Annotated in this window: 14 protein-coding genes; 5 read left to right on the top strand and 9 right to left on the bottom strand. The window is 72.7% G+C overall.

The window, feature by feature from the left end:
• Positions 1–32: 32 nt before the first annotated feature.
• From K7396_RS33880 to K7396_RS33870, 3 genes are all read left to right on the top strand, one after another.
• On the top strand, positions 33–815 hold the full coding sequence (locus K7396_RS33880) for an ABC transporter ATP-binding protein (protein WP_086716615.1): 783 nt from the start codon (positions 33–35) through the stop codon (positions 813–815).
• Positions 816–936: 121 nt separating this feature from the next.
• Entirely contained in the window at positions 937–1,692 is a 756-nt protein-coding gene (locus K7396_RS33875) for an ABC transporter permease (protein ID WP_086716626.1), read from the top strand.
• Positions 1,693–1,864: 172 nt separating this feature from the next.
• Positions 1,865–2,458, top strand: a complete 594-nt coding sequence (locus K7396_RS33870; RefSeq protein ID WP_086716616.1) for a hypothetical protein — start codon at positions 1,865–1,867, stop codon at positions 2,456–2,458.
• Between the two features lie 128 nt (positions 2,459–2,586).
• On the opposite strand, the gene K7396_RS33865 is transcribed toward K7396_RS33870, so the two are convergent.
• From K7396_RS33865 to K7396_RS33855, 3 genes are read right to left on the bottom strand one after another with little or no spacing between them, the layout of a single operon-like run.
• Entirely contained in the window at positions 2,587–3,018 is a 432-nt protein-coding gene (locus tag K7396_RS33865; protein ID WP_086716617.1) for a cold-shock protein, read from the bottom strand.
• Between the two features lie 56 nt (positions 3,019–3,074).
• Entirely contained in the window at positions 3,075–4,106 is a 1,032-nt protein-coding gene (locus K7396_RS33860) for a ketoacyl-ACP synthase III family protein (protein ID WP_167392720.1), read from the bottom strand.
• 34 nt (positions 4,107–4,140) lie between these two features.
• Positions 4,141–11,355: a type I polyketide synthase gene (locus K7396_RS33855; RefSeq protein ID WP_086716627.1), complete on the bottom strand. Its 7,215-nt coding sequence runs from the start codon at positions 11,353–11,355 to the stop codon at positions 4,141–4,143.
• Between the two features lie 534 nt (positions 11,356–11,889).
• Here K7396_RS33855 and rfbH point away from each other — a divergent pair.
• Positions 11,890–13,191: a lipopolysaccharide biosynthesis protein RfbH gene (gene rfbH, locus K7396_RS33850; RefSeq protein WP_086716619.1), complete on the top strand. Its 1,302-nt coding sequence runs from the start codon at positions 11,890–11,892 to the stop codon at positions 13,189–13,191.
• Positions 13,192–13,279: 88 nt separating this feature from the next.
• On the opposite strand, the gene K7396_RS33845 is transcribed toward rfbH, so the two are convergent.
• From K7396_RS33845 to K7396_RS33825, 5 genes are all read right to left on the bottom strand, one after another.
• The gene (locus K7396_RS33845) at positions 13,280–14,509 is read right to left on the bottom strand and encodes a macrolide family glycosyltransferase (protein WP_223660306.1); all 1,230 of its coding nucleotides are present in this window, start codon (positions 14,507–14,509) and stop codon (positions 13,280–13,282) included.
• Positions 14,510–14,611: 102 nt separating this feature from the next.
• Positions 14,612–15,619 carry an NAD-dependent epimerase/dehydratase family protein gene (locus K7396_RS33840; RefSeq protein ID WP_223660305.1) on the bottom strand — a complete coding sequence of 336 codons (1,008 nt, stop codon included), beginning with the start codon at positions 15,617–15,619 and terminating at the stop codon, positions 14,612–14,614.
• On the bottom strand, positions 15,619–16,620 hold the full coding sequence (gene rfbB / locus K7396_RS33835; protein ID WP_086716621.1) for a dTDP-glucose 4,6-dehydratase: 1,002 nt from the start codon (positions 16,618–16,620) through the stop codon (positions 15,619–15,621). The genes K7396_RS33840 and rfbB overlap by 1 nt, the downstream gene beginning before the upstream one ends.
• Positions 16,621–16,722: 102 nt before the next feature.
• Positions 16,723–17,790 carry a glucose-1-phosphate thymidylyltransferase gene (locus K7396_RS33830; protein ID WP_086716622.1) on the bottom strand — a complete coding sequence of 356 codons (1,068 nt, stop codon included), beginning with the start codon at positions 17,788–17,790 and terminating at the stop codon, positions 16,723–16,725.
• 63 nt (positions 17,791–17,853) lie between these two features.
• Complete coding sequence (locus K7396_RS33825; RefSeq protein WP_086716623.1) at positions 17,854–19,101, bottom strand: activator-dependent family glycosyltransferase; 1,248 nt, start codon at positions 19,099–19,101, stop codon at positions 17,854–17,856.
• 405 nt (positions 19,102–19,506) lie between these two features.
• On the opposite strand from K7396_RS33825, the gene K7396_RS33820 reads away from it, so the two are divergent.
• Positions 19,507–20,733 carry a cytochrome P450 gene (locus K7396_RS33820; protein ID WP_223660304.1) on the top strand — a complete coding sequence of 409 codons (1,227 nt, stop codon included), beginning with the start codon at positions 19,507–19,509 and terminating at the stop codon, positions 20,731–20,733.
• Positions 20,734–20,762: 29 nt separating this feature from the next.
• Here the strand turns inward: K7396_RS33820 and K7396_RS33815 are convergent, their stop codons facing one another.
• Positions 20,763–20,966, bottom strand: coding sequence for a ferredoxin (locus tag K7396_RS33815; RefSeq protein WP_086716624.1), 204 nt, complete (start codon positions 20,964–20,966; stop codon positions 20,763–20,765).
• Between the last annotated feature and the right edge of the window lie 202 nt (positions 20,967–21,168).

Below are 21,168 nucleotides of genomic sequence, written 5' to 3'. Positions count from 1 at the left end.
CGAGATTCGCATCCGCGAGGCAGGAGGCCGCCATGACCGCTCCGATCATCAGCGCCCAGGGGCTCGCCCGGACGTTCACGACCAAGAAGGGCCCGGTGGAGGCGGTGCGGGGCATCGACCTCACGGTGGCGGCCGGGGAGATCCTCGGGTTCCTCGGCCCCAACGGCGCCGGCAAGACCACCACGATGCGCATGCTCACCACGCTGCTGCCCCCCACCGGGGGAAGCGCAACCGTCGCCGGGCACGATCTGGCGAGCGACCCGGCCGGGGTGCGCCGGCGCATCGGCTATGTCGCCCAGGCCAGCGGCGTCGACCCGGCCATCAGCGTGCGCGAGGAACTGGTCACCCAGGGGCGGCTGTACCGGCTCGGCAGGGCCGAGGCCCGGGACCGTGCGCGGGAACTCGCCGAGGACCTCGACCTCGCCGAGCTCCTCGACCGGCCCACCCGGGCGCTCTCCGGAGGCCAGCGCCGCCGCCTCGACATCGCCCTGGGCCTGACCCACCGGCCCGAGCTGCTGTTCCTCGACGAGCCGACGACCGGCCTCGACCCCGGCAGCCGCTCCGACGTATGGGACCTGGTGCACCGCATCCGCGCCGAGGGCACCACCGTCTTCCTGACCACGCACTACCTGGACGAGGCGGACGTCCTCTCCGACCGGCTCGTCATCGTCGACGACGGCCTGGTCGCCGCCGAGGGCGCCCCGCAGGACCTGAAGCTGCGGTACGCGGGCTCCGCGACCGCCAGCCTGCGCGATGCCTTCCTCGCCATCACGGGGCACCACACCCCCGCGCCCGAAGCCCCTGTCACCGTCTGACCGCCCGCTCCCCACGGAGGTTGACTTGCCGCACTCGTCCCCCGCCGCGTCCCCGGCGACGACGGCATCCGAAGCCGCGGCCCCACCGCCCCGGCGCCACGCGGCCAGGAGCAGTTCCGGCCTGGCCGACCTGGCCGCCGACACCCGCCTGATCCTCGGGCGCTATCTGCGGCAGACCCTGCGCGCCAAGATCGGCCTCGTGGTCGGCGTCCTCATGCCGCTGCTCGTGCTGTTCTTCTTCGGCCCGCTGCTGACGCATGTGCAACTCGGTACGGGCGGTGACGCGTGGCAGACGCTGGTGCCGGGGCTCTTGGTGCAGCTCGGCATGTTCAGCGCCGCCTTCGCCGGCATCGGCATTCTGATCGAGAAGCAGCACGGCGTGATCGAGCGGATGCAGGTCACCCCGGTCAGCCGCCTGGCGCTGCTCATGGGCCGGGTGCTGCGCGACGTGGTGCAGATGCTGGCCCAGTCCCTGCTGCTGGTGCTCGCCGGCATGGCGATGGGCCTGCGCGCCCCGGTGCTCGGCGTCCTCATCGGCTTCCTGTTCGTCGCCGTGCTCACGGTGGCACTGGCCTCGCTGTCGTACGCGCTGGCCATGCGGCTCAACTCCCCCGAGGAGTTCGCGCCGGTCGTCAACACCATCAACCTGCCGGTCATGCTGCTCTCCGGCATCCTGCTGCCGATGGCCCTCGCCCCCCGGTGGCTCGACGTGGTGTCGAAGTTCGTGCCGCTGCGCTACCTGGTGGAAGCCGTCCGGGCCGCGTTCCTCGGCCAGTACACGAGCACCGAGATGATCCGCGGCGCACTGGTGGCGGCGGCCCTCGCCGCGATCTCGGTCTTCCTCGGCGCCCGGATCTTCCGCAAGGCGGGTGCCTAGGAGCCGCCCGCCGTGGCGGGTTCCGCGCGGCCCACCAGTCCCCTCGCGCCCCGCCCGGCCCTGCAGCAACTCCCCTGCTCACAGCCCTTCGGGGCGGTTTCCGGGATCCGGCTGACAGGGGGTGTCGCCGCGTGGCACGTTCGTGGTTCGCCACGACGACAGGGGGACCCACATGCCGAAGAGCGGCTATGCCAAGTCGGCCGAAGAGGCCGAGACGGAGCTCAAGGCGTACTGCGCGACCCTCTCGTTCGACCACGAGTGGATCAGCGCGCCGCAGTGGGCCGCGGCGATCGGGATCGCCCTGGACAAGAGGACGGGGTACACCGAGGCGTTCAGGAGCATCGACACGGACAAGGACGACCTGTTCCGCGCCAGGGCCCGGGACGCGCGTCGGGCCAGGATCGACGGGGACACCGCACAGCTCCTCGCCGCGGCGGCGGGCCACTACTCGCTGAAGACGACGGTGGCCGGCATCCTCCAGCAGCTCGCCGACGCGTACGTCGCCGGCCACCGCGTATACCTGACCCTCGGCGGCCCTCCCATGGACGCCACGCGCTACGCGGACCTGCGCGACGCCTGGGACGACGCCGCTCAGCTCGCCGCGGGCGGGGTCTTCACGGAGTTCGTGAGCCACGACCCGCAGAACAAGCAGGCGGTGAACAAGGGCAATGTGGGCGACACCAAGGAAACGCGCAAGGTGCAGGGCGACCTGCTGGTGAAGATCGGCGGGGTCCGTTTCAACATGCACGTCAACATCGCCGACTAGGCCGTGTCCGGCCGGTACGCGGAGCCGGATGGTGAGGGCCGCCGCGGCGGCGGTGCCGAGGTGGTCCGCCCGCTGCCCTGGCGATCAGAGCGGCGGGCGACCGCGGGCCGCCCGCGCGCGGCGGCGGGTCAGGCGTCGATCCAGTTGTGCGTCTGGGCCAGTTCCATGACGCGCTTGCGCACCTGCAGCAGCTGGGCCGCGGTGAGCGACGGTGCCGCGTCGAGCAGGGCCTCCGTCAGTTCGCCGCGGAACTCGGCGGCGGAGAGGACCTCGCACACCAGATCCTCGTCCGGCTCGGCGGCGGGCCGTGCCGTTGCCGCACCCGGAGCCTGCCGCCGCGCCGTGACCGCGCGCGCCGGCTCCAGCAGCTGCACCTCGCCGGCCTTGAGCCCGCGGTCCCCCGTCTCGGTCGTGTACGCGACCCGCAGCCCGCTGCGGAACAGATGCTTCTCGTCGCACAAGTCGTTGACGTGCACGAACACATCCTCGCCGCCGGCGTCGGGGGCGATGAAGCCATACCCGCGCACCTCGTCGAACCGGACCACCGTACCCGTAGCCACCTCAGGCTCCCCTCTTCTCCACCATCAGCTCCGCACACCGCCGCCCGGGCACGGTGTCACACGGACCACGGGGGCAGATCCAGGATGGTCACCACACTGGCCGTACAGATCCACCCCGGCCCCTGGGAAACCAGCAGGACGTTATCACCCGCTGTCACTTCGCCGGTGCGCACCAGGTGTTCCAGCGAAATGAAGACATCGGCCCCGCCCACGTGCCCGACCGATTTGCCGAAATCCCAGCTCGATCGCGACATAGGAAGGCCGAGCGGCATCATGGTGGCGAATTCGACCATGCGGCCGTCCATGTTGATCGGTATGACCTTGGCGAGGTCGGAGGCGTTCAGATCCGCGTCGACCAGGGACCGGTGAATGATGTCGAGGTTGAACAGCGTGATCTTCTCAAGGGCCTCGGACAGCGGCATTTCGGTTTCGTTGAACTGCTCGGCCCGCTCCGGCATCGTGGGGACCGGCTCTTCGCGCTCCAGCATTCCGCCGTTGCCGCGGTGCCACTTCTCCAGTGCGTGCAGTACGCCCGCGTTGAGGGAGCGCACCTGGGCGAATCCCTCGTCGGCGCTGAGCAGGACCGCCATTCCGCCGTCGGAGAAGAAGTAGGACTGGCCGAAGCCGTCGTTCCAGCGGTCGGCTCCCGGGGCGGTGAAGTTCTCGCCCGAGGTCAGCAGGACGGCCTCGGCCTCCGCGGCGCCGGTCATCTGGCCGATGGCCACCTCCAGCGCCCCCAGCATGCCGTTGCAGCCCTGCTGGAGGTTCTGCGCGGGGACGTTTTCGAGGGCCAGCTCCCGCATGATGTAGCCCGGCGGATAACAGCCCACGGGTCCCTGGTAGTTGACGGAGCTGTGAATGTGCGCGCCGATCGTCTCGATGTCCAGCTTCGAGCGCTCAAGGGCCGTCCGGGCAGCGGAGACCGCCATGTCCATCGCCGGAATGTCGCCGCCGACGTGCGCGCCGGTCAGTCCGTTGCTCTGCGGAATCTCCGCGTCCAGGATGCCGTCGGCGACCGCCTGCTCCGCGCTCGCCCATTCCGGAAGGAATGCTCCCAGCGAGTCGATGTAGACGTCTTCCACCTTCATGAACAGTCTCCTCTGTGCGTGCTGGCGGGCCCGGTCAGCATTCGAGAAGCTCTCGTTTGAGGTACTGGGCCAGGGCTCCGGGGTCGGCGAAGTCGAATATCACCGCGGGCGGCAGGGTGAGTTTTGTCGCCGCGTTCAGCTCGTTGCGGACGGTCAGCGCCGTCAGTGAGTCGAAGCCGAGATCGCTGAACGCCTGCCGCGGGCCGATCGCGTCGGCGGAGGCATGGCCCAGCCCCGCGGCCACGTGCCGGCGTACGAGGTCGAGGAGGGTCTCGTCCCGTTCGGTGTCGGTCATCGCGGCGAGACGGTGCTTGAGCTCGGATGCTTCCGCGGGGGCGTTGTGCGCGGCCGGCCGGGACGGCTGGTGCGCCAGGGCGCGCAGCAGCGGTGGCAGATCCCCGGACGCGGCCTGCCGGCGGAGTTCCGCGGTGTCCAGCCGTGCCGCGACCGGGTTGCCCTCGTCCAGTGCGCATACCGCGTCGAACAGTTCCAGGCCCTCGGCGAGGGGAAGAGGGTGGACCGGCAGCCGGGACGTGCCCGTGGCCGGAAGGTCCCGGCCGGCCCACAGGCCCCAGGCGACGGATGCCGCCGGGAGGCCCTGCGCGCGGCGGCTCCGGGCGAGGGCGTCCAGGAAGGCGTTGGCCGCGGCGTAGTTGCCCTGGCCGGCGCCGCCCAGGATCCCCGCGATGGAGGAGAAGACGACGAACGCGGAGAGGTCCAGGTCCTTGGTCGCCTCGTGCAGGGCGAGCGCGGCGTCCACCTTGGGCCGCAGGACCGCGTCCAGCCGCTCCGGGGTCAGGGACAGCACGATGCCGTCGTCCGTGACCACCGCGGTGTGCACCACGGCCTTGAGCGGGCGGTCCGCGGGCACCGTCGCCAGCAGTTCCGCGAGCGCCTCGCGGTCGGCCGTGTCGCAGGCCGCGAGGGTCACCCGGGCGCCCAGCGTGGTCAGTTCGGCCGCCAGCTCCGCGGCTCCGGGGGCGTCGGGGCCCCGGCGGCTGGTGAGCAGCAGGTCGCGGACGCCGTGCTCGGTGACGAGGTGGCGGGCGAGGGCGGCGCCGAGCAGACCGGTGCCGCCCGTGAGGAGGACGGTGCCGTGCGGACCGGTGAGCAGCGGGGCACTCCGGACCGGAGCGGCGAGCCGGGTCAGCCGCGGGACCCGCACCGTGCGTTTGCGCAGGGCCAGTTGCGGCAGCTCGGAGCCGGCGGCTTTGCGCAGGGTGCGCCATGCGGGCTTGCTCGCGTCGGTGTCGACGAGCATGAAGCGGCCGGGGTTCTCACTCTGCGCGGAGCGGATCAGTCCCCAGACGGCGGCCGTCGTCACGTCCGGTGCGGGGGTGTCGTCCCAGGCCGCCACCGCGCCACGGGTGAGCAGGATCAGCTTGGAGGAGGCGAAGGCGGGGCCGGTCAGCCAGGTCTGGGCCCGGGCGAGCGCCTGCCGGGTGTGGTGGTGGACGGCGTCGCCGGGGTCCGCGCCGCTCCGGTCCTCGGTGGCCGGGTCCGTCGCGGGGGCGGTGGTCATCACCACGCAGTCCGGTACGGCGGCGCCGCCCTCGATCTCCTTGGCGAGGGTCTCCAGATCCGGGTAGGTCTCGGCGTACTGCCCGGCGCCCATCAGGCCGGACCGTGCGCGGAGCGGGTCCTCGCCCACGACGGCCCAGGCCCGCGAGGTGTCCGTGGCGAGGGACCCGGCCGGTATCTCGGTCCACTCCACCTGGAACAGGCTGTCCTGCTGTGCCGCGGCGGCGCCCCTGATGGCGCGTGCGGACACAGGGTCGGTGTCGAGGGAGTCGATGCTCAGGACCGGCTGGCCGGTCGCGTCGGCGGCGGCGACCGTCAGGTCCCCGGACGCCGTGCGGGTGATCCGTACCCGCAGGACGGAGGCGCCGGCGGCGTGCAGGGTCACGCCCTGCCACCGGGCGGGCTGCCCCGGCCGGCGCTCGTCGTCGAGGAGTTCGCCCGCCCACACGGGGTGCAGCGCGGAGTCCAGCAGGGCGGGGTGGAGGCCGAACGCCGCGGCCCGGTCCGTGCGGTCCTCGGGCAGGGCGGCCTCGGCGAAGAGTTCGTCACCGCGCCGCCAGACGGCCGTCAGGCAGCGGAGGGCGGGGCCGTGGCGGTATCCGCCGGCGGCCAGGGCGGCGGCCACCTCGTCCGTCGCCACGGGGGTCGCCTCCGCCGGGGGCCACACCTCCAGGTCCCATGAGGGCGTGGCCCCGTCCGCGGCCAGGGAGCCCGTGGCGTGGCACGTCCACGGCCTGCCGGTGCCTCCGTCGTCGCGTCGGGAGTGGACCGCGACGGGCCGGTGACCGGTCTCGTCCGGGGCGCGCACGGTGACCCTGAGCTGGACGGCGCCCTGCGTGGGAACCACCAGCGGGGCGTGCAGGGACAGGTCCGCCACCCGGTCGCAGCCCACCTCGTCACCGGCGCGCAGCGCCAGCTCGACGAAGGCCGGGCCGGGCACCAGGGCACTGCCGTTCACGCGGTGGTCGGTGAGCCAGTCGTGGGTCCGGGCCGACAGCCGGCCGGTGAACACCAGGCCCTCGGAGTCGGGCAGTTCCACGGCCGCGCCCAGCAGCGGATGGTCCGCCTCAGCGAGTCCCAGCGCGGAGACATCGCCCGCGCCGTCGGGGGGTGTCAGCCAGAACCTGTCGCGCTGGAACGCGTACGTCGGCAGATCGGTACGGGGCGTCGCGGCGGCCGGGAAGGCGGGGCGCCAGTCCACCGGCGCGCCGTGCACCCATGCCTCGCCCAGCGAGCGCAGGAAGCGGTCCCAGCCGCCGTCGTCGGCGCGCAGCGACGGCACGGCCGCCGCGGCGGACCCGGCGGACCGGAAGGTCTCCTGCAGGCCGACCGCCAGTACGGGGTGGGCGCCGGCCTCCACGAAGATCTCGTACCCGTCGGCGAGCAGCGTGCGGGTCGCGGACTCGAACTCCACGGTCTGCCGCAGGTTGCGGTACCAGTAGGCCGCGTCCAGTTCCCGCCCGTCGACCTGGCCGCCGGTCACCGACGAGTAGAACGCCACCTCGCACGGCCGCGGTGACACCGACGCCAGCAGCTCCAGCAGCTCGTCCTCCAGTTGCTCGGTCGCCACCGAGTGTCCGGCGAAGTCGACCGGGACCCGGCGCACCCTCGCCCCCTCGCCCTCCAGCAGGGCCATCGCCTGCTCCAGGGTCTCCGCATGACCGGAGATCACGGTGGAGGAGGGGCCGTTGACGGCGGCCACGCCGACCTGCCCGTCCCAGTGCTCCAGGTGGGCCCGCACCACGTCCGCGGGCATGCCCACCGACGCCATTCCGCCGGAGCCCGCCACCCTGGCGATCGCCTGGCTGCGCAGGGCGACGACCCGAGCCGCGTCGTCCAGGCCGAGGGCCCCCGCCACGCAGGCCGCCGCGATCTCGCCCTGGGAGTGCCCGACCACCGCGTCCGGCCGCACGCCGAACGAGCGCCACAGCTCCGCCAGCGACACCATGACGGCGAACAGCACCGGCTGCACCACGTCCGCCCGCTCCAGCCCCGGAGCGCCCTCGGCCCCCGCCAGCACGTCCGCCAGCGACCAGTCCACGAAGGCCGACAGGGCCTCCTCGCACTCGGCCAGCCGGTTGCGGAAGACGTCCGAGGTGGCTGCCAACTCCCGTGCCATGCCTGCCCATTGGGAGCCCTGGCCGGGGAAGACGAAGACGGTGCCGCCCGGGCGGGCGGTGCCGCGCACCACTGCGGCGGCGGCCTCACCCCGTGCGAGGGCGTCCAGTCCGGCCGGCAGTTCCGCGCCGCTGCCGACGACCACGGCCCGGTGGTCCAGGGCGCTGCGGCCGAGCAGGGCGAGACCCACTCCGGCCGCGTCCAGGGCGTCGGGCGCTGCGCCGGATTCGGGCGCTGCGCCGGATTCGAGCGCTGCGCCGGGTTCGGTGAACTCCCGGAGCCGGGCGGCCTGTCCGGCGAGCCCCTGGGGCCCCCGGCCGGAGAGCACCCAGGGGAGTACGCCGGGCGCCGCGGCCGGCTCGGTCGCCGGCTCACCCGCCACGGGTGCGTCCGGCGCCTGCTCCAGGATGAGGTGCGCGTTGGTGCCGCTGGCCCCGAAGGAGGAGACCGCGGCACGCCGGGGCCGGTCGGTCGCCGGCCAGGCGACCGGCTCGGTGAGGAGTTCCACCGCACCGGCCGACCAGTCCACATGGGGCGACGGTTCCGCCACGTGCAGGGTCCGCGGCAGCGTCCCCCGTCCGAGGGCCTGCACCATCTTGATCACGCCCGCCACGCCGGCCGCCGCCTGGGTGTGGCCGATGTTCGACTTCAGCGAGCCCAGCCACAGCGGCCGGTCCGGTTGCCGTCCCTGCCCGTAGGTGGCCAGCAGGGCCTGCGCCTCGATGGGGTCGCCCAGGGTGGTGCCCGTGCCGTGGCCCTCGACCGCGTCCACCTCGTCCGGTGTCAGCCCCGCCCGGTCCAACGCCTGCCGGATCACCCGCTGTTGGGCCGGTCCGCTGGGTGCCGTCAGGCCGTTGCTCGCGCCGTCCTGGTTCACCGCGCTGCCCCGTACGACCGCCAGCACCGGGTGCCCCAGCCGGCGGGCGTCCGACAGCCGCTCCAGCAGCACCAGCCCCGCCCCCTCGGAGAACCCGGTTCCGTTGGCCGCCGAGGAGTACGCCTTGCAGCGCCCGTCGGCGGACAGCGCGCCCTGGCGGCTGAATTCGACCAGGGCGGTCGGCGCGGTCATCACCGTCACCCCGCCGGCCAGCGCCAGGGAGCACTCCCCCTGCCGCAGCGACTGGGCCGCCAGATGGATCGCCACCAGCGAGGACGAACACGCGGTGTCGACCGTGAGGGCGGGGCCTTCCAGGCCGAAGCTGTAGGCGATCCGGCCCGAGGCGATGCTGATCGCGCTGCCGTTGGCGAGATGGCCCTCCAGGCCCGGGTCCGACCGGTCGTACGGGCCGGGGCCGTAGCCGCCGTGCATCACCCCGGCGAACACCCCGGTAGGGCTGCCCTTGAGGGACGCCGCGTCGATCCCCGCGCGTTCGAAGGTCTCCCATGCGGTCTCCAGCAGCAGTCGCTGCTGTGGATCCATCGCCAGCGCCTCGCGCGGGGAGATGCCGAAGAAGGCGGCGTCGAAGCGGTCCGCGTCGTCCAGGAACGCCCCTTCGTGGGCGTCGGACCGGCCGCCGGCGGCCGGGTCCCGGCCGAGGAGCCGTTCCAGGTCCCAGCCGCGGTCCACCGGCAGCGGGCCGACGGCGTCGGTGCCCTCGGCGACCAGCCGCCACAGCGCCTCGGGAGAGTCGCTGCCGCCCGGGTAGCGGCAGCCCATCGCGATGATGGCGACCGGTTCGTCCGGTTCGGCGCGCGGCAGGGCCTCGGCGGCCCGCTCCTCCGGTTCGTCCAGCAGCTCGGTGTGCAGGTGCCCGGCGAGCGCGGCGGGGGTGGGGTAGTCGAAGGCGATCGCGGCGGACAGCCGCTTGCCGGTCAGGGAGCGCAGCCGGTCGCGCAGCCGGACCGCGGCCAGCGAGGTGAAGCCCAGCTCCTTGAACGCCTTCTCCGGAGCGATGTCGTCCGCCGCGCCCAGACCGAGTACGTCGGCGACGGCCGAACGCACCATGGTCAGCAGCGCGCGGTGGTGCTGGGAGCCGTTGAGCCGGCGGGTGAGCTGCTCGGCCGCCCGGCCGGCGGAGCTCTGCGTCGAGGAGACGGCCCTGGTGCGCAGCTCCGCCAGGGGGTTCACCGCCAGCAGCCGGGCCGGCAGCTTCGCCAGTTCCTGCCGGGCGATCTTCCCGGCCGGTGTGCGGGGGACGGCGGCGATCTCGTGGAGTTCGTCGGGCACCTTGTAGGCGGACAGCCGCTCCTGGCAGGTGGCGAGGACCAGGTCGGGGTCGATGCCGTCGGGCCCCGGTACGAGGTAGGCGACGGGGACCTCCCCGAGCACCTCGTGCGGTGCGCCGGCGACGGCGGCCTCGGCCACACCCGGGATCTGCTGGAGGACCTCCTCGACCTCGCCGGGGTGGATGTTCTCGCCGCCGCGGATGATCAGCTCCTTGAGGCGGCCGGTGAGGGTCAGATAGCCGGCTTCGTCACGGCGGCCGAGGTCGCCGGTGCGGTACCACCCGTCGGACAGCACAGCGGATGTGGCCTCGGGCTGCTGGTGGTAACCGACCATCAGGGCCGGGCTGTTGACCCATACCTCGCCCTCCTCGCCGGTGGCGACCTCGTCCCCGGTGCGCGGGTCGGTCAGCCGCAGGCCGAGGCCGGGCAGGGGCAGTCCGCAGGAGCCCGTCACCTGCGGGCCGTCGGGGAGGTTCGTGGTGATCGCGCCGCCGGTCTCGGTGCTGCCGTAGCTGGCCAGCAGGGAGATCCCGAAGGTCTCCTGGAACGCCCGCTGCAGCCGGTCCGGGCAGGCGGAGCCGGCGACCATGCACAGGCGCAGGTCGGGCGCGGCGAAGTCGCCGTCGCGGGCCGCCTCGATCATGTGGTGGAACATCGTCGGTACGCCGACGAGAAAGGTGCTGCGCTCGGCCCGCAGGGCCTCCAGGATCTCGTCGGCCGCCAGCCCCTGCATGAGGTGTGCCGTGGCGCCGACGGCGATGACGCCCAGCAGGCACACGTTGTGCGACACGCAGTGGAACAGCGGCAGCGGCCAGAGCACCCGGTCACCGGCGGACAGGCCGAGGATCGGTGCGTTGCACGAGGCCGTCGCCCACAGGGACCGGCGCTGGGTGGAGAGCACTCCCTTGGGCCGGCCGGTGGTGCCCGAGGTGTAGAGCATCCAGGCCGGCTCGTCCAGGCCGAGGTCGTCGCGCGCCGGGGTGGCCGGTTCGGTGGTGGCGAGGGTCTCGTAGTGCGCGGTGCCCTCGGGGGCGGCTCCGTCGCCGGTGACCACGACGCGCAGGCCGGGGCGCCGCGGCAGCATCCGGAGCACCTGGTCGGCCTGGGCCGGGCCGGTGATGATCACCTGGGCGTCGCTGTCGTCGAGCAGATGTGCCAGCTCCGCGTCGGAGGACTGGGGGTTGAGCGGCACCACGACGGCACCCGCCCGGGAGGCGGCCAGGCAGCTCTCCGCCATCTCCACACAGTTGCCCAGGTAGACGGCCGCGCGGCCGCCGCGGGCCAGGCCCAGATCCGCCAGGTTGCCGGCCAGCCGCGCGGTGCGCCGGTCGAGCGCGGCGTAGGTGACGCCGCGCCGCGCGTCGGAGAACGCGGTCTTGCCGGCGAACCGGCCGGCGTGCTCGGTGAGCAACTCGTGCACCGGGCGGATCAGTTCGGTGCGCATCTTGGCACTCACGTCGTTAGCGCTCCCACCACTTCGGAAACCGGTCCTTGGCCTCGGGCAGGCGCAGGCCGTCCGGGCACCCCGGGCACCTTGGGCCCGGGCGCGCCGGAACCTCCCGTCCGCTCCGCCGGTACCGCTCTCGCCGAGAGGTCTCACCGCAGCGTCCTCGCGCCTTCGGGAGGGAGAACACGTCCCGTCGCTCCGACCGTGGAGAAGCGCCGTCCCCCTGTCCGGCCCCAGTATGGGCAGCGGCGGTGTGGGGCATTCCCTAGTGTCCGCCCGGCTTGTGGCGCCCGTTGGGCCGCGGCGCGCAGCCTCTACGGCACTCCCTAGACTTCGCGGCCCGCACTGGCCCCGTCCGGGCCCGGCGTGCTGAGCTGATGGCCCCGATCAGCCGACCGGTGACGGGACCCGGTGTACCGCGTGGCCGGGACACGCCGTCGGCCTGTCGTGCTCCGCGCCGCGACCCGCGGATCGCACCCCCGCGGCAACGCGACGAACATCCCGCAGGACACTCACAGGAGGCGGCAGCCGATGGGGTACAGCAAGAGCGACATTCTGGATCAGGTACGCGCGTACCACCAGGACAATGTCGCGTCCGGGTTCGTGCCCGGGGTGACGCCGGTTGCGGCGTCGGGCGCGGTCCTCGACGAGGACGACCGGGTCGCCCTCGTCGAGGCGGCCCTGGATCTGCGGATCGCGGCCGGTGCCAGTTCCCGCCGGTTCGAGCGGGCGCTGGCCAAGTACTTCGGGCTGCGCAAGGCGCATCTGACCAACTCGGGTTCCTCGGCCAACCTCCTGGCGCTCAGCGCGCTGACCTCACCTCAGCTGGAGGACCTGCGGCTGGTGCCCGGCGACGAGGTCGTGACCGTGGCGGCGGGCTTTCCCACGACGGTCAATCCGATCCTGCAGAACGGTCTGGTACCGGTCTTCATCGATGTCGAGCTCGGCACCTACAACGCCTCCCCGGAGCGGATCGCGGAGGCCATCGGTCCGCGCACCCGGGCCATCATGATCGCCCATGCGCTCGGCAACCCCTTCGCCGTCGAGGAGGTAGCCAAGATCGCCGACGACCGCGGGCTGTTCCTCATCGAGGACAACTGCGACGCCCTCGGCAGCACCTACCGGGGCCGGCTGACCGGCACGTTCGGGGATCTGGCGACGGAGAGCTTCTATCCGGCCCACCACATCACCATGGGCGAGGGCGGCTGTGTGCTGACCGACAACATGGTGCTCGCCCGCATCGTGGAATCGCTGCGGGACTGGGGGCGGGACTGCTGGTGCGAGCCGGGCGAGGACAACCGCTGCTTCAAGCGGTTCGACCAGCAGATGGGCACCCTGCCGAAAGGCTACGACCACAAGTACATCTTCTCCCACATCGGCTACAACCTGAAGTCGACGGACCTGCAGGCGTCGCTCGGGCTCAACCAGTTCGGGAAGATCGAGGAGTTCGGTGCCGCCCGGCGGCACAACTGGGCGCGGCTGCGCGCGGGGCTGGACGGCCTGCCGCATCTGCTGCTGCCCGAGCCCACGCCGGACAGCGATCCGAGCTGGTTCGGCTTCGTGCTCACGGTGCTGGACGGCGCGCCGTTCTCGACGGCGGAGCTCATCGGCCACCTGGAGTCCCGGCGGGTGGCCACCCGCCGCTTCTTCGCCGGCAATCTCACCCGCCACCCGGCCTATCTGAACAGCCCGTTCCGGGTGAGCGGTCCGCTGACCAACAGCGACATCATCGCCGAGCGGACCTTCTGGATCGGGGTGTTCCCGGGGCTGACCGACGAGATGATCGACCACAGCATCCGCAGCGTCACCGAGTTCGTCACCGGCCGCACCTGACGGGCCCGGCACAAGGCGCCCGCCACGCGTGAGCGTGACGGGCGCCCGTGCTGTCCGGGCCGCAGGGGGCGGGAGCGGCCCGGACGGTTCAGACCCCGGAGACGGACGGGGCACGGTCAGCGGCCCACTGCTCCAGGAGGTCGGCGGCGCGGACCGCGCCCCCGGCCCCGCGGACCTGTGCGCGCATCCGCGCCATCCGCTCGGGGGTCCCGGGGTCGGTCACGATCTCCGTGACGGCCGCGGCGAGGGTCTGCGACGTCAGCTGGTCGCGGTCGATCCAGCGGCCCAGCTTCAGGTCGTCCAGACGCCGTGCGGTCAGGGCGAGTTCGAAGGTCTGCGGCACCGCGATCACCGGGGTGCCGAAGTACAGCGCCTCCATGACGCTGCCCATGCCGGCGTGGCAGACCAGCAGATCGGCGTGCGGCAGGACCACGGGGTGCGGCAGCCACTCGTGGACCTCCACGTGCGGCGGCACGGGCCCGAGGCCGGCGAGGTCGCTGCCGCGGCCGAGGGTCATCACCACATGCCAGTCGTCGCCGTCGAAGGCGTCCAGGCAGGTGCGGAAGAAGTCGCGCTGCCGGTTGGACTCGGTGCCGAGCGAGACCAGGGCCAGCCGCCGGCCGTCGCCGGGCGGTGTCCACGGCACGGCGGCGCCGTCCTCGGCGACCGAGGGGCCGACGAAGGCGAAGCGGTCGTCGAAGCTCGCGCCCTCGATCTGGAACTCCCGCGGCAGGAAGGCCAGGTTGCGGTCGTCCCACTCCGCCAGGAAGCGGCCCAGCTCGTCCGGGGCGAGGCCGTGGTCGCGGGTGAAGCGCATCAGCGCGGCGCCGCCCTGGCGCATCGAGGGGTCCTCGGGGTCGAACAGCTGCGCCCGCATGGAGAAGGTCTCGTTCGACGCGTGGCTGGGGCTCAGCTGCACGGTGGTGGTGCAGCCCAGGATGCGGGCGGTCATCCGGGCGGCCGCGAACGACTCGAAGTCGTAGAGCACGAGGTCCGGTACGTCGGAGGCGAGGGCGGCCACGGCGAGCGGGCAGACCGTGTCCATCGTCTCGACCAGCAGCTCGTAGCCCTCGGCGGCCAGGCGTGCCGCGCTCGGGTCGGGCACCTTGCCGAACGCGCCGCGCCGGGAGGTGTAGCCCACGGCGCGGGCGCCGGCCCGCTCGACGAGTTCGGTGTAGCGGTGGTCGACGACATAGGTCACCCGGTGGCCGCGGGCGACGAGTTCACGGGTCAGGCCGAGCGTCGGGTTGACGTGCCCGAAGTCGGCGAAGACGAAGACGGCCACATGCCGCTGGGATACCGCTCGGGACCCTGACACTTCCACACCTCTGCTCGCTGCTGTACGGGGCCGGATCAGGGGCGTTCGACGGCAGTCGAGTCCCCCTGCTGCCACCGTAGGGACTGTGACCTAGGGTTTTGGCTAGTGCTGGGCGGCCGGCGGGCCCGTGACGGGGGCGGGCCGGGCGGTGGCCGCCCGCCACAGCTCCTGTGCGGAGCTGTCGAGGCTGTGCCGCGCCGACCAGCCGAGCAGCCGTCGGGCGGTGCCGGTCGCCACCTGCATCCAGTCCAGGCCGGTGCCGGTCCGCACGCCGGCGCCGGCCCCTTCGACGATCCGGGCCGGTCTTCCGCCGGCCGCGATGAGCCGCTCCACCATGGAGCGCACCGGCACCGCCTCGCCGCGCCCGATGTTGATGACCTGTCCGCCGACCGGCCTCGTCAGGGCGGCCAGCACCGCGTCGGCGGTGTCCCGGACGTCCACGAAGTCACGGCTGGCCCGCAGCGGGCTGACCCGTACCACCGCCTCCCGCCCGGCCTCCGCGGCACGCAACTGCGCGGCGACCTGTCCCAGCAGGCTGCTCGGTGAGGTGCCCGCGCCGATCACGTTCGACAGCCGCAGCACCACCGCGTCCGCCCTTCCCTGCGCGGACGCCGCCAGGACCGCGCGGGTGCCCTGGAGTTTCGACTGCCCGTAGGGGGTGGTCGGCCGGGTCGGTGCCCGTTCGTCCAGGGCGGTGCCCGGCGGGGGCGGGGCGTACTCGAACACCGACCCGAGGTGGACGAGCCGGGGGCGCCAGGTGGCCCCGGCGAGCGCCGCCAGCACCGTCTCGACCAGGGTGTGGTTGGCCTGCCGCATGGTCTCCGGCTCGCGGGACCACACGGCGCCCGCGGCGTTGACCACGGCACTCGGCCGCTCGGTGTCCAGGAGGCGGCTCAGGGCGTCCGGCCCGTCGCCGATCAGGTCCAGCGGAAGACAGCGCGCGGTGGCGCCCGCGAGCGGCCGGCGTGCCACCAGCAGGGGTTCGCCGCCGGCCGCGCGGACCGCGGCGGACACCTGCCGGCCGATGAATCCGCTCGCGCCCAGCACGACCACCCGGCGCAGCCGGCCGTCCGGGTCCCGGTGCTCGGCGGGCGTGGGGCACGGGGCCATCAGCGCGTCCCGGCGAGCCGCTGCGCGCGCTCCTTGAGCGGCTCCCACCAGTCGCGGTGGTCGCGGTACCAGGCGACCGCCTCGGCCAGGCCGTCGGCGAAGTCCTTGCCCGGCTGGTAGCCCAGCTCGGTCTGGATCTTGCGCCAGTCCACCGAGTAGCGCCGGTCGTGTCCCTTGCGGTCGGCGACGTACTCGATCATCTCCGGCGAGGCCCCGCAGGTCTCCAGCAGCAGCTCGGTCAGTTCCCGGTTGCTCAGCTCGGTGCCGCCGCCGATGTTGTAGACCTCGCCGGGGCGGCCGCCGGTGCGGACCAGCTCGATGCCCTGGACGTGGTCGTCGATGTGCAGCCAGTCGCGGACGTGCAGGCCGTCGCCGTAGAGCGGGACCTTCTTGCCGTCCAGGAGGTTGGTGACGAACAGCGGGATGACCTTCTCGGGGAACTGGCGGTGCCCGTAGTTGTTGGAGCAGCGGGTGACCCGTACGTCGAGGCCGTGGGTGCGGTGGTAGGCGAGGGCGATCAGGTCGCTGGACGCCTTGGAGGCGGCGTACGGCGAGTTGGGGTCGACGGGGTGGGTCTCCGAGCAGGACCCCGTGGCGATCGAGCCGTAGACCTCGTCGGTCGAGACATGGACGAAGGTCCGCAGCCCGTGCCGGAGCGCGGCGTCGAGGAGGACCTGGGTGCCCAGGACGTTGGTGCGGACGAACTCCGCGGAGCTGAGGATGGAGCGGTCGACATGCGACTCGGCCGCGAAGTGGACGACCTGGTCGTGGGTGGCCAGCAGGTCGCCGACGAGTGCCTCGTCGCAGATGTCGCCCGCGAAGAACCGGAAGCCGTCGAGGTGGCGGACCTCGTCGAGGTTGGCGGTGCTGGCCGCGTAGGTGAGGCTGTCGAGCACGGTGATCTGGACGTCGCCCGGCCCGAAGGGTCCCAGGAGCGTGCGGACGTAGTGCGAACCGATGAAGCCGGCGCCGCCGGTCACCAGGATTCTCGTGGGGCTCATCGAGGTTGTGGCGCGAGGCCCGGGAGCCGGGCCGGTGGGGAGCGCCTACCTCCTTCCGTTGTTCGGTGCGGGTGGGATGGTCGGCCCGCCGCGCGGGCGGTGTCAGGACTGGATGTGCACCCTGGCGTGGTCGCCGATGACCAGGCGGTGGGCCACCGGGCCCTGCGGTGCGAGCGCCACCTGCGCGTTGCGTCCGACCAGTGAGCCCTCCACCCGGCGCACGCTCTCGAACGACGAACCGCGCAGCACGATCGAGGAGGCGAGTTCGCTGTCGTGGATGCGGCAGTCCTCCGCGATGGAGGTGGACGGGCCGATGTGGGAGTCGGTGACGACGGTGCCGGCGCCGATCACGGCCGGCCCGACGATACGCGAGGTGCGGACCATGGCGCCGGGTCCGATGCGCACCCGGCCGACGATCTCGCTCGCGCCGTCCACGGAGCCCTCGATGCAGCGTTCCTGGCTCTCCAGCAGCATGCGGTTGACCTCCAGCATGTCGACGACGCTGCCGGTGTCCCGCCAGTAGCCGGACAGCTCGCCGGAACGGATGTCCTGTCCGTCCTCGACCATCCACTGCACGGCGTCGGTGATCTCCAGTTCGCCGCGCGCGGACGGCCGGATGGCCCGTACCGCCTCGTGCACCGCGGGGGTGAACAGATAGACGCCGACCAGCGCCAGATCGCTCTTGGGGTGTCGCGGCTTCTCCTCCAGGCCCGTCACCCGGCCCGTGGCGTCCAGCTCGGCCACGCCGAAGGCGGTGGGGTCGGGGACCCGGCTCAGCACGAGCTGGGCGTCGGGGCGCTCCTTGCGGAAACCCTCGACGAGATCGGTGATGCCGCCGGAGATGAAGTTGTCCCCCAGGTACATCAGGAAGTCGTCGTCGCCCAGGAAGTCACGGGCGATGAGCACGGCGTGGGCGAGGCCGAGCGGGGCGCTCTGCGGAATGTAGGTCACGTTCAGGCCGAACTGCGACCCGTCGCCGACCGCCGCCCGGATCTCCGGTCCGGTGTCGCCGATGATCATGCCGACATCGGTGATGCCGGTCTCGGCGATGGCCTCCAGCACGTAGAAGAGGATCGGCTTGTTGGCGACCGGGACGAGTTGTTTGGCGGAGGTGTGGGTTATGGGCCGCAGGCGCGTACCCGCGCCTCCCGAGAGCACAAGAGCCTTCACGGTTTCCATCCTGGGGCGAGTGGTGTCAGGGGGGCCTGTCGGTCGCCGGCCGACGCGGCCCGGTCAGCGCTCCGCGACCAGGTGCTCCAGTGTGGTGACCATGTCGCGCGGGCTGGGCATCGCCGCGGATTCGTCGCGCAGTCGCTGCGCGGCGGAGGCGAAGCCCGGGTCGTCGAGGATCTGCAGGGTATGACGGAGCACCAGGTCGGTGGTGACCTCGCTGTGGTGGGCGTAGATCCCCGCGCCGGCGCGCTCCAGGGACCTGCCGCGCCACTCCTGGTCGGCGACGTTGGTGGAGAGGGCGAGTTGCGGTACGGCGTTGATCAGGGCGGTGGCGTAGGTCCCCCAGCCGCCGTGGTGGATGACGGCCGAGCAGCTGGGCAGCAGGGTGTGCAGCGCCACGCCGTCGACGGCGCGCACATTGGCGGGGACGTCGACGAGCGCCGCCCGCTGCTGCGGAAGGAGCGCGGCGACCACCTCGATGTCGAGCGCGGCCAGCGCTCCGAGGATGTCGGGAACGGAGACGTAATCGCCGCCGTACGCCTCGGTGTTGCTGGTGCCGAGGGTCAGACAGACCCGCGGCCGCTTGGGTGCCTCGCGCAGCCACGGCCACCACACCGCGTCGCCGTTGTACGGCACGTAGCGCATGGACAGCGACTCCAGCGTGGTGGGCGGGCGCAGGCTCGGCGGCAGGGTGTCGAGGGTGTACTGCCCGTTGATCAGCTCTTCGTCGCAGGTGACGCCGAACGGTGCGCCCCGCTCGTCGAGCCAGTCGGCGAGCGGGTCCGCCCGCTCGCCGGGCGGTGCCTGGCGCATCAGGCCGAGGTAGGTCTGCCGTGCCCTGCCGTAGACATCGGCGCACCACAGCAGCCGGACGTGGACGGCGTCGCAGGCGCGGGCGGCGATGGCCCCGGCGTAGCAGAGCGGGTCACGGACGACCAGGTCCGGCCGCCAGCTCTGCGCCAGGGCGGTCATCTCGTCGATCACCGGCTCGTTGTACGGCGCGAAGCCGTAGGGAACGCTGACCTCGTAGCGGTCGCGGAGGGCGGGCCAGTCCACCTCTCCCGGCCCCAGCCGGCTCCAGTTGGCGACCTCCTGGTCCTGTGACTCGGGGGCCAGCTTCATGGCCTGGTGCAGTCCGTGGTCGCGGCCGACGGGAGCCGCGACCAGACCGGTGCCGGTGACGATGTCGGTGAGTCCCGGCGCGTTCGCCATGCGCACCTCGTGCCCTGCCGCGGTCAGCGCCCAAGCCAGCGGCACCATGGAATACAGATGCGACTTCTCGGACAGTCCGGCGAACAGCACGCGCATGGGATCCCCTCTCGGTCGCGCACAGTCGGGTGGTCTCGATATGACCGCCAGGCACACCTTCGCGGCCAGCGCGCGGAGGGTGTCGATGCTCATCCTGTGGTCTGCGGCGGTGCCCCGCGGCACCGCGCCGCCAGGGTCTGGGGATTCCTCCAGACAATGGCGGCCGAACCCGCGGACCGGCTCCCGGAGACAGGATCCGGGCCGGTCGGCGCCCTGCCGCCGTCCGGTGGGGCGGGCACCCCCGCACGGCCGCACCCGGGCTCCGGAAATCCCTAGAATTCCGCCGCGTTCCTGTCCCGCGCCGCCCTGCCGTGCTGAGCTTCGGTCTCATCTGTGAAGAGCGGTTTCGACGGCAGGGCGCGTGCTCGGGCAGGCGGCCGGGCCGGCGCGAAAGGGGAATCATCGGTGCCGCAGAACATGTCGAATGTCCTCCCGAATGTGCCGTATCCGGCGTGCGTGCCCGGCCCGGAGATCGTCCGGCCTCCGACGGTGGAGCCGGACGGCGGGGCGACACTGCTGGCCTGGATGCGCCGGATGCGCGACGAAAGACCGGTCTGGCGGGACGAGTCGGGGAACGCTCATGTCTTCAGACACGCGGACGTGGTCCGCATCATGGCGGATCCGGAGGTGTACTCCTCCGACACGGTGGGGCGTCTGTGCGGCGGCGAGACGCCGAGCGGCGTCCTGTTGCTGCTCGACCCCCCGCAGCACGGCAAGCTGCGCCGCCTGGTCAGCCGGGCGTTCACCCACCGGCTGGTCTCCGAACTGACCCCGCGGATCACCACCCTGACCCGGGAGCTGTTCGACGCCGTCGACGGTGACCGTTTCGACCTGGTCGACGCGGTGGCCCATCCGCTGCCGGTGATGGTGATCGCCACGATGCTGGGCGTGCCGCTCCGCGACCACGACACGTTCCAGGCGTGGGGCGGGCAGTTGCTCGCCACGGATGCCTCGGACCCGGAGAGTGTGCAGCGCATGGAGGTGACCGGCAAGGAGATCTCGGCGTATCTGCAGGAGTTCGTGGACGCCCGCCGGAGCATCCCGCACGACGATCTGATCGGCACCCTGGTCGAGGCGGAGGTCGACGGTCAGCGGCTGTCCGACGACGAGATCGTCAGCTTCGCCACGCTGCTGCTGCTCGCGGGCCACATCACGACCTCGGTGCTGCTCGGGAACATCCTGCTGTGCCTGGACAGCGCGCCGGAGCGCTGGGAGGCGCTGCGCGCGGACCGGTCCGGGATTCCGGCGGTGATCGAGGAGACGCTGCGCTGCCGGCCGCCGTTCACCCGCGTCGAGCGGGTGCCGACCCGGCAGGTGGAGATCGCCGGGGAGGTCGTCGAGCCGAACACCCTCGTCCACCTGTGGCTGCTGTCCGCCAACCATGACGAGCGGGTCTTCGAGGACCCCGCGGCCTTCGTGCCGGAGCGGTCCAACTCCCGGCAGACGGCATTCGGTCACGGCATCCACTACTGCATCGGCGCTCCGCTCGCCCGTCTGGAGAGCCGGATCGTGCTGGAGCTGATGCTGGACCGTTTCCGCTCCGTTCGGGTGGACGCCGGCTCCCCTCTGTCGTTCCACGGCAGCAATGTCTTCGGCGCCGAGCGGCTGCCGCTGGTGGTGCAGCGGGCGTAATGCCGCCGCCGCGGATCCCGCCGCACCGGTCAGCGGGCGGCGGGGTCCACCGTGATGGCGCGGGACGGGCACAGGTGCTCGGCCTCTTCCACCTCGTCCGCCCACTGCTCGGGCGGCTCGGTCATCCGCAGCACGACACGGCCGTCCTCCTCGTGCTGCTCGAAGACCTCGCCGGCGGTCATCGCACACATCCCGGCACCGACGCACCGGTCCCGGTCAACCGTGATCCTCATCGTGTCTCCCTCGTGTCGTGGGCCTGCGACCTGGTCCGACGGCCCTGCGCACCATGGTGTCGGCTGGGCGGCGCGCCGCCGACCGTCGTCGGCAGGGTCTGGTGAATCGCCCAGACAATGAGCCCCGGGCGTGGGGCCCGGCTGTGGGCCCTGCCGTGGGCCCGGCTGTGGAGCCCGGCTCTGGGGCCCGCCGTTCCGTCCG

It is taken from the genome of Streptomyces angustmyceticus (assembly GCF_019933235.1).
Lineage (GTDB): Bacteria > Actinomycetota > Actinomycetes > Streptomycetales > Streptomycetaceae > Streptomyces > Streptomyces angustmyceticus.
The sequence above is the reverse complement of the archived record's forward strand: the minus strand, read 5'-3'. Positions and strand labels throughout refer to the sequence as shown.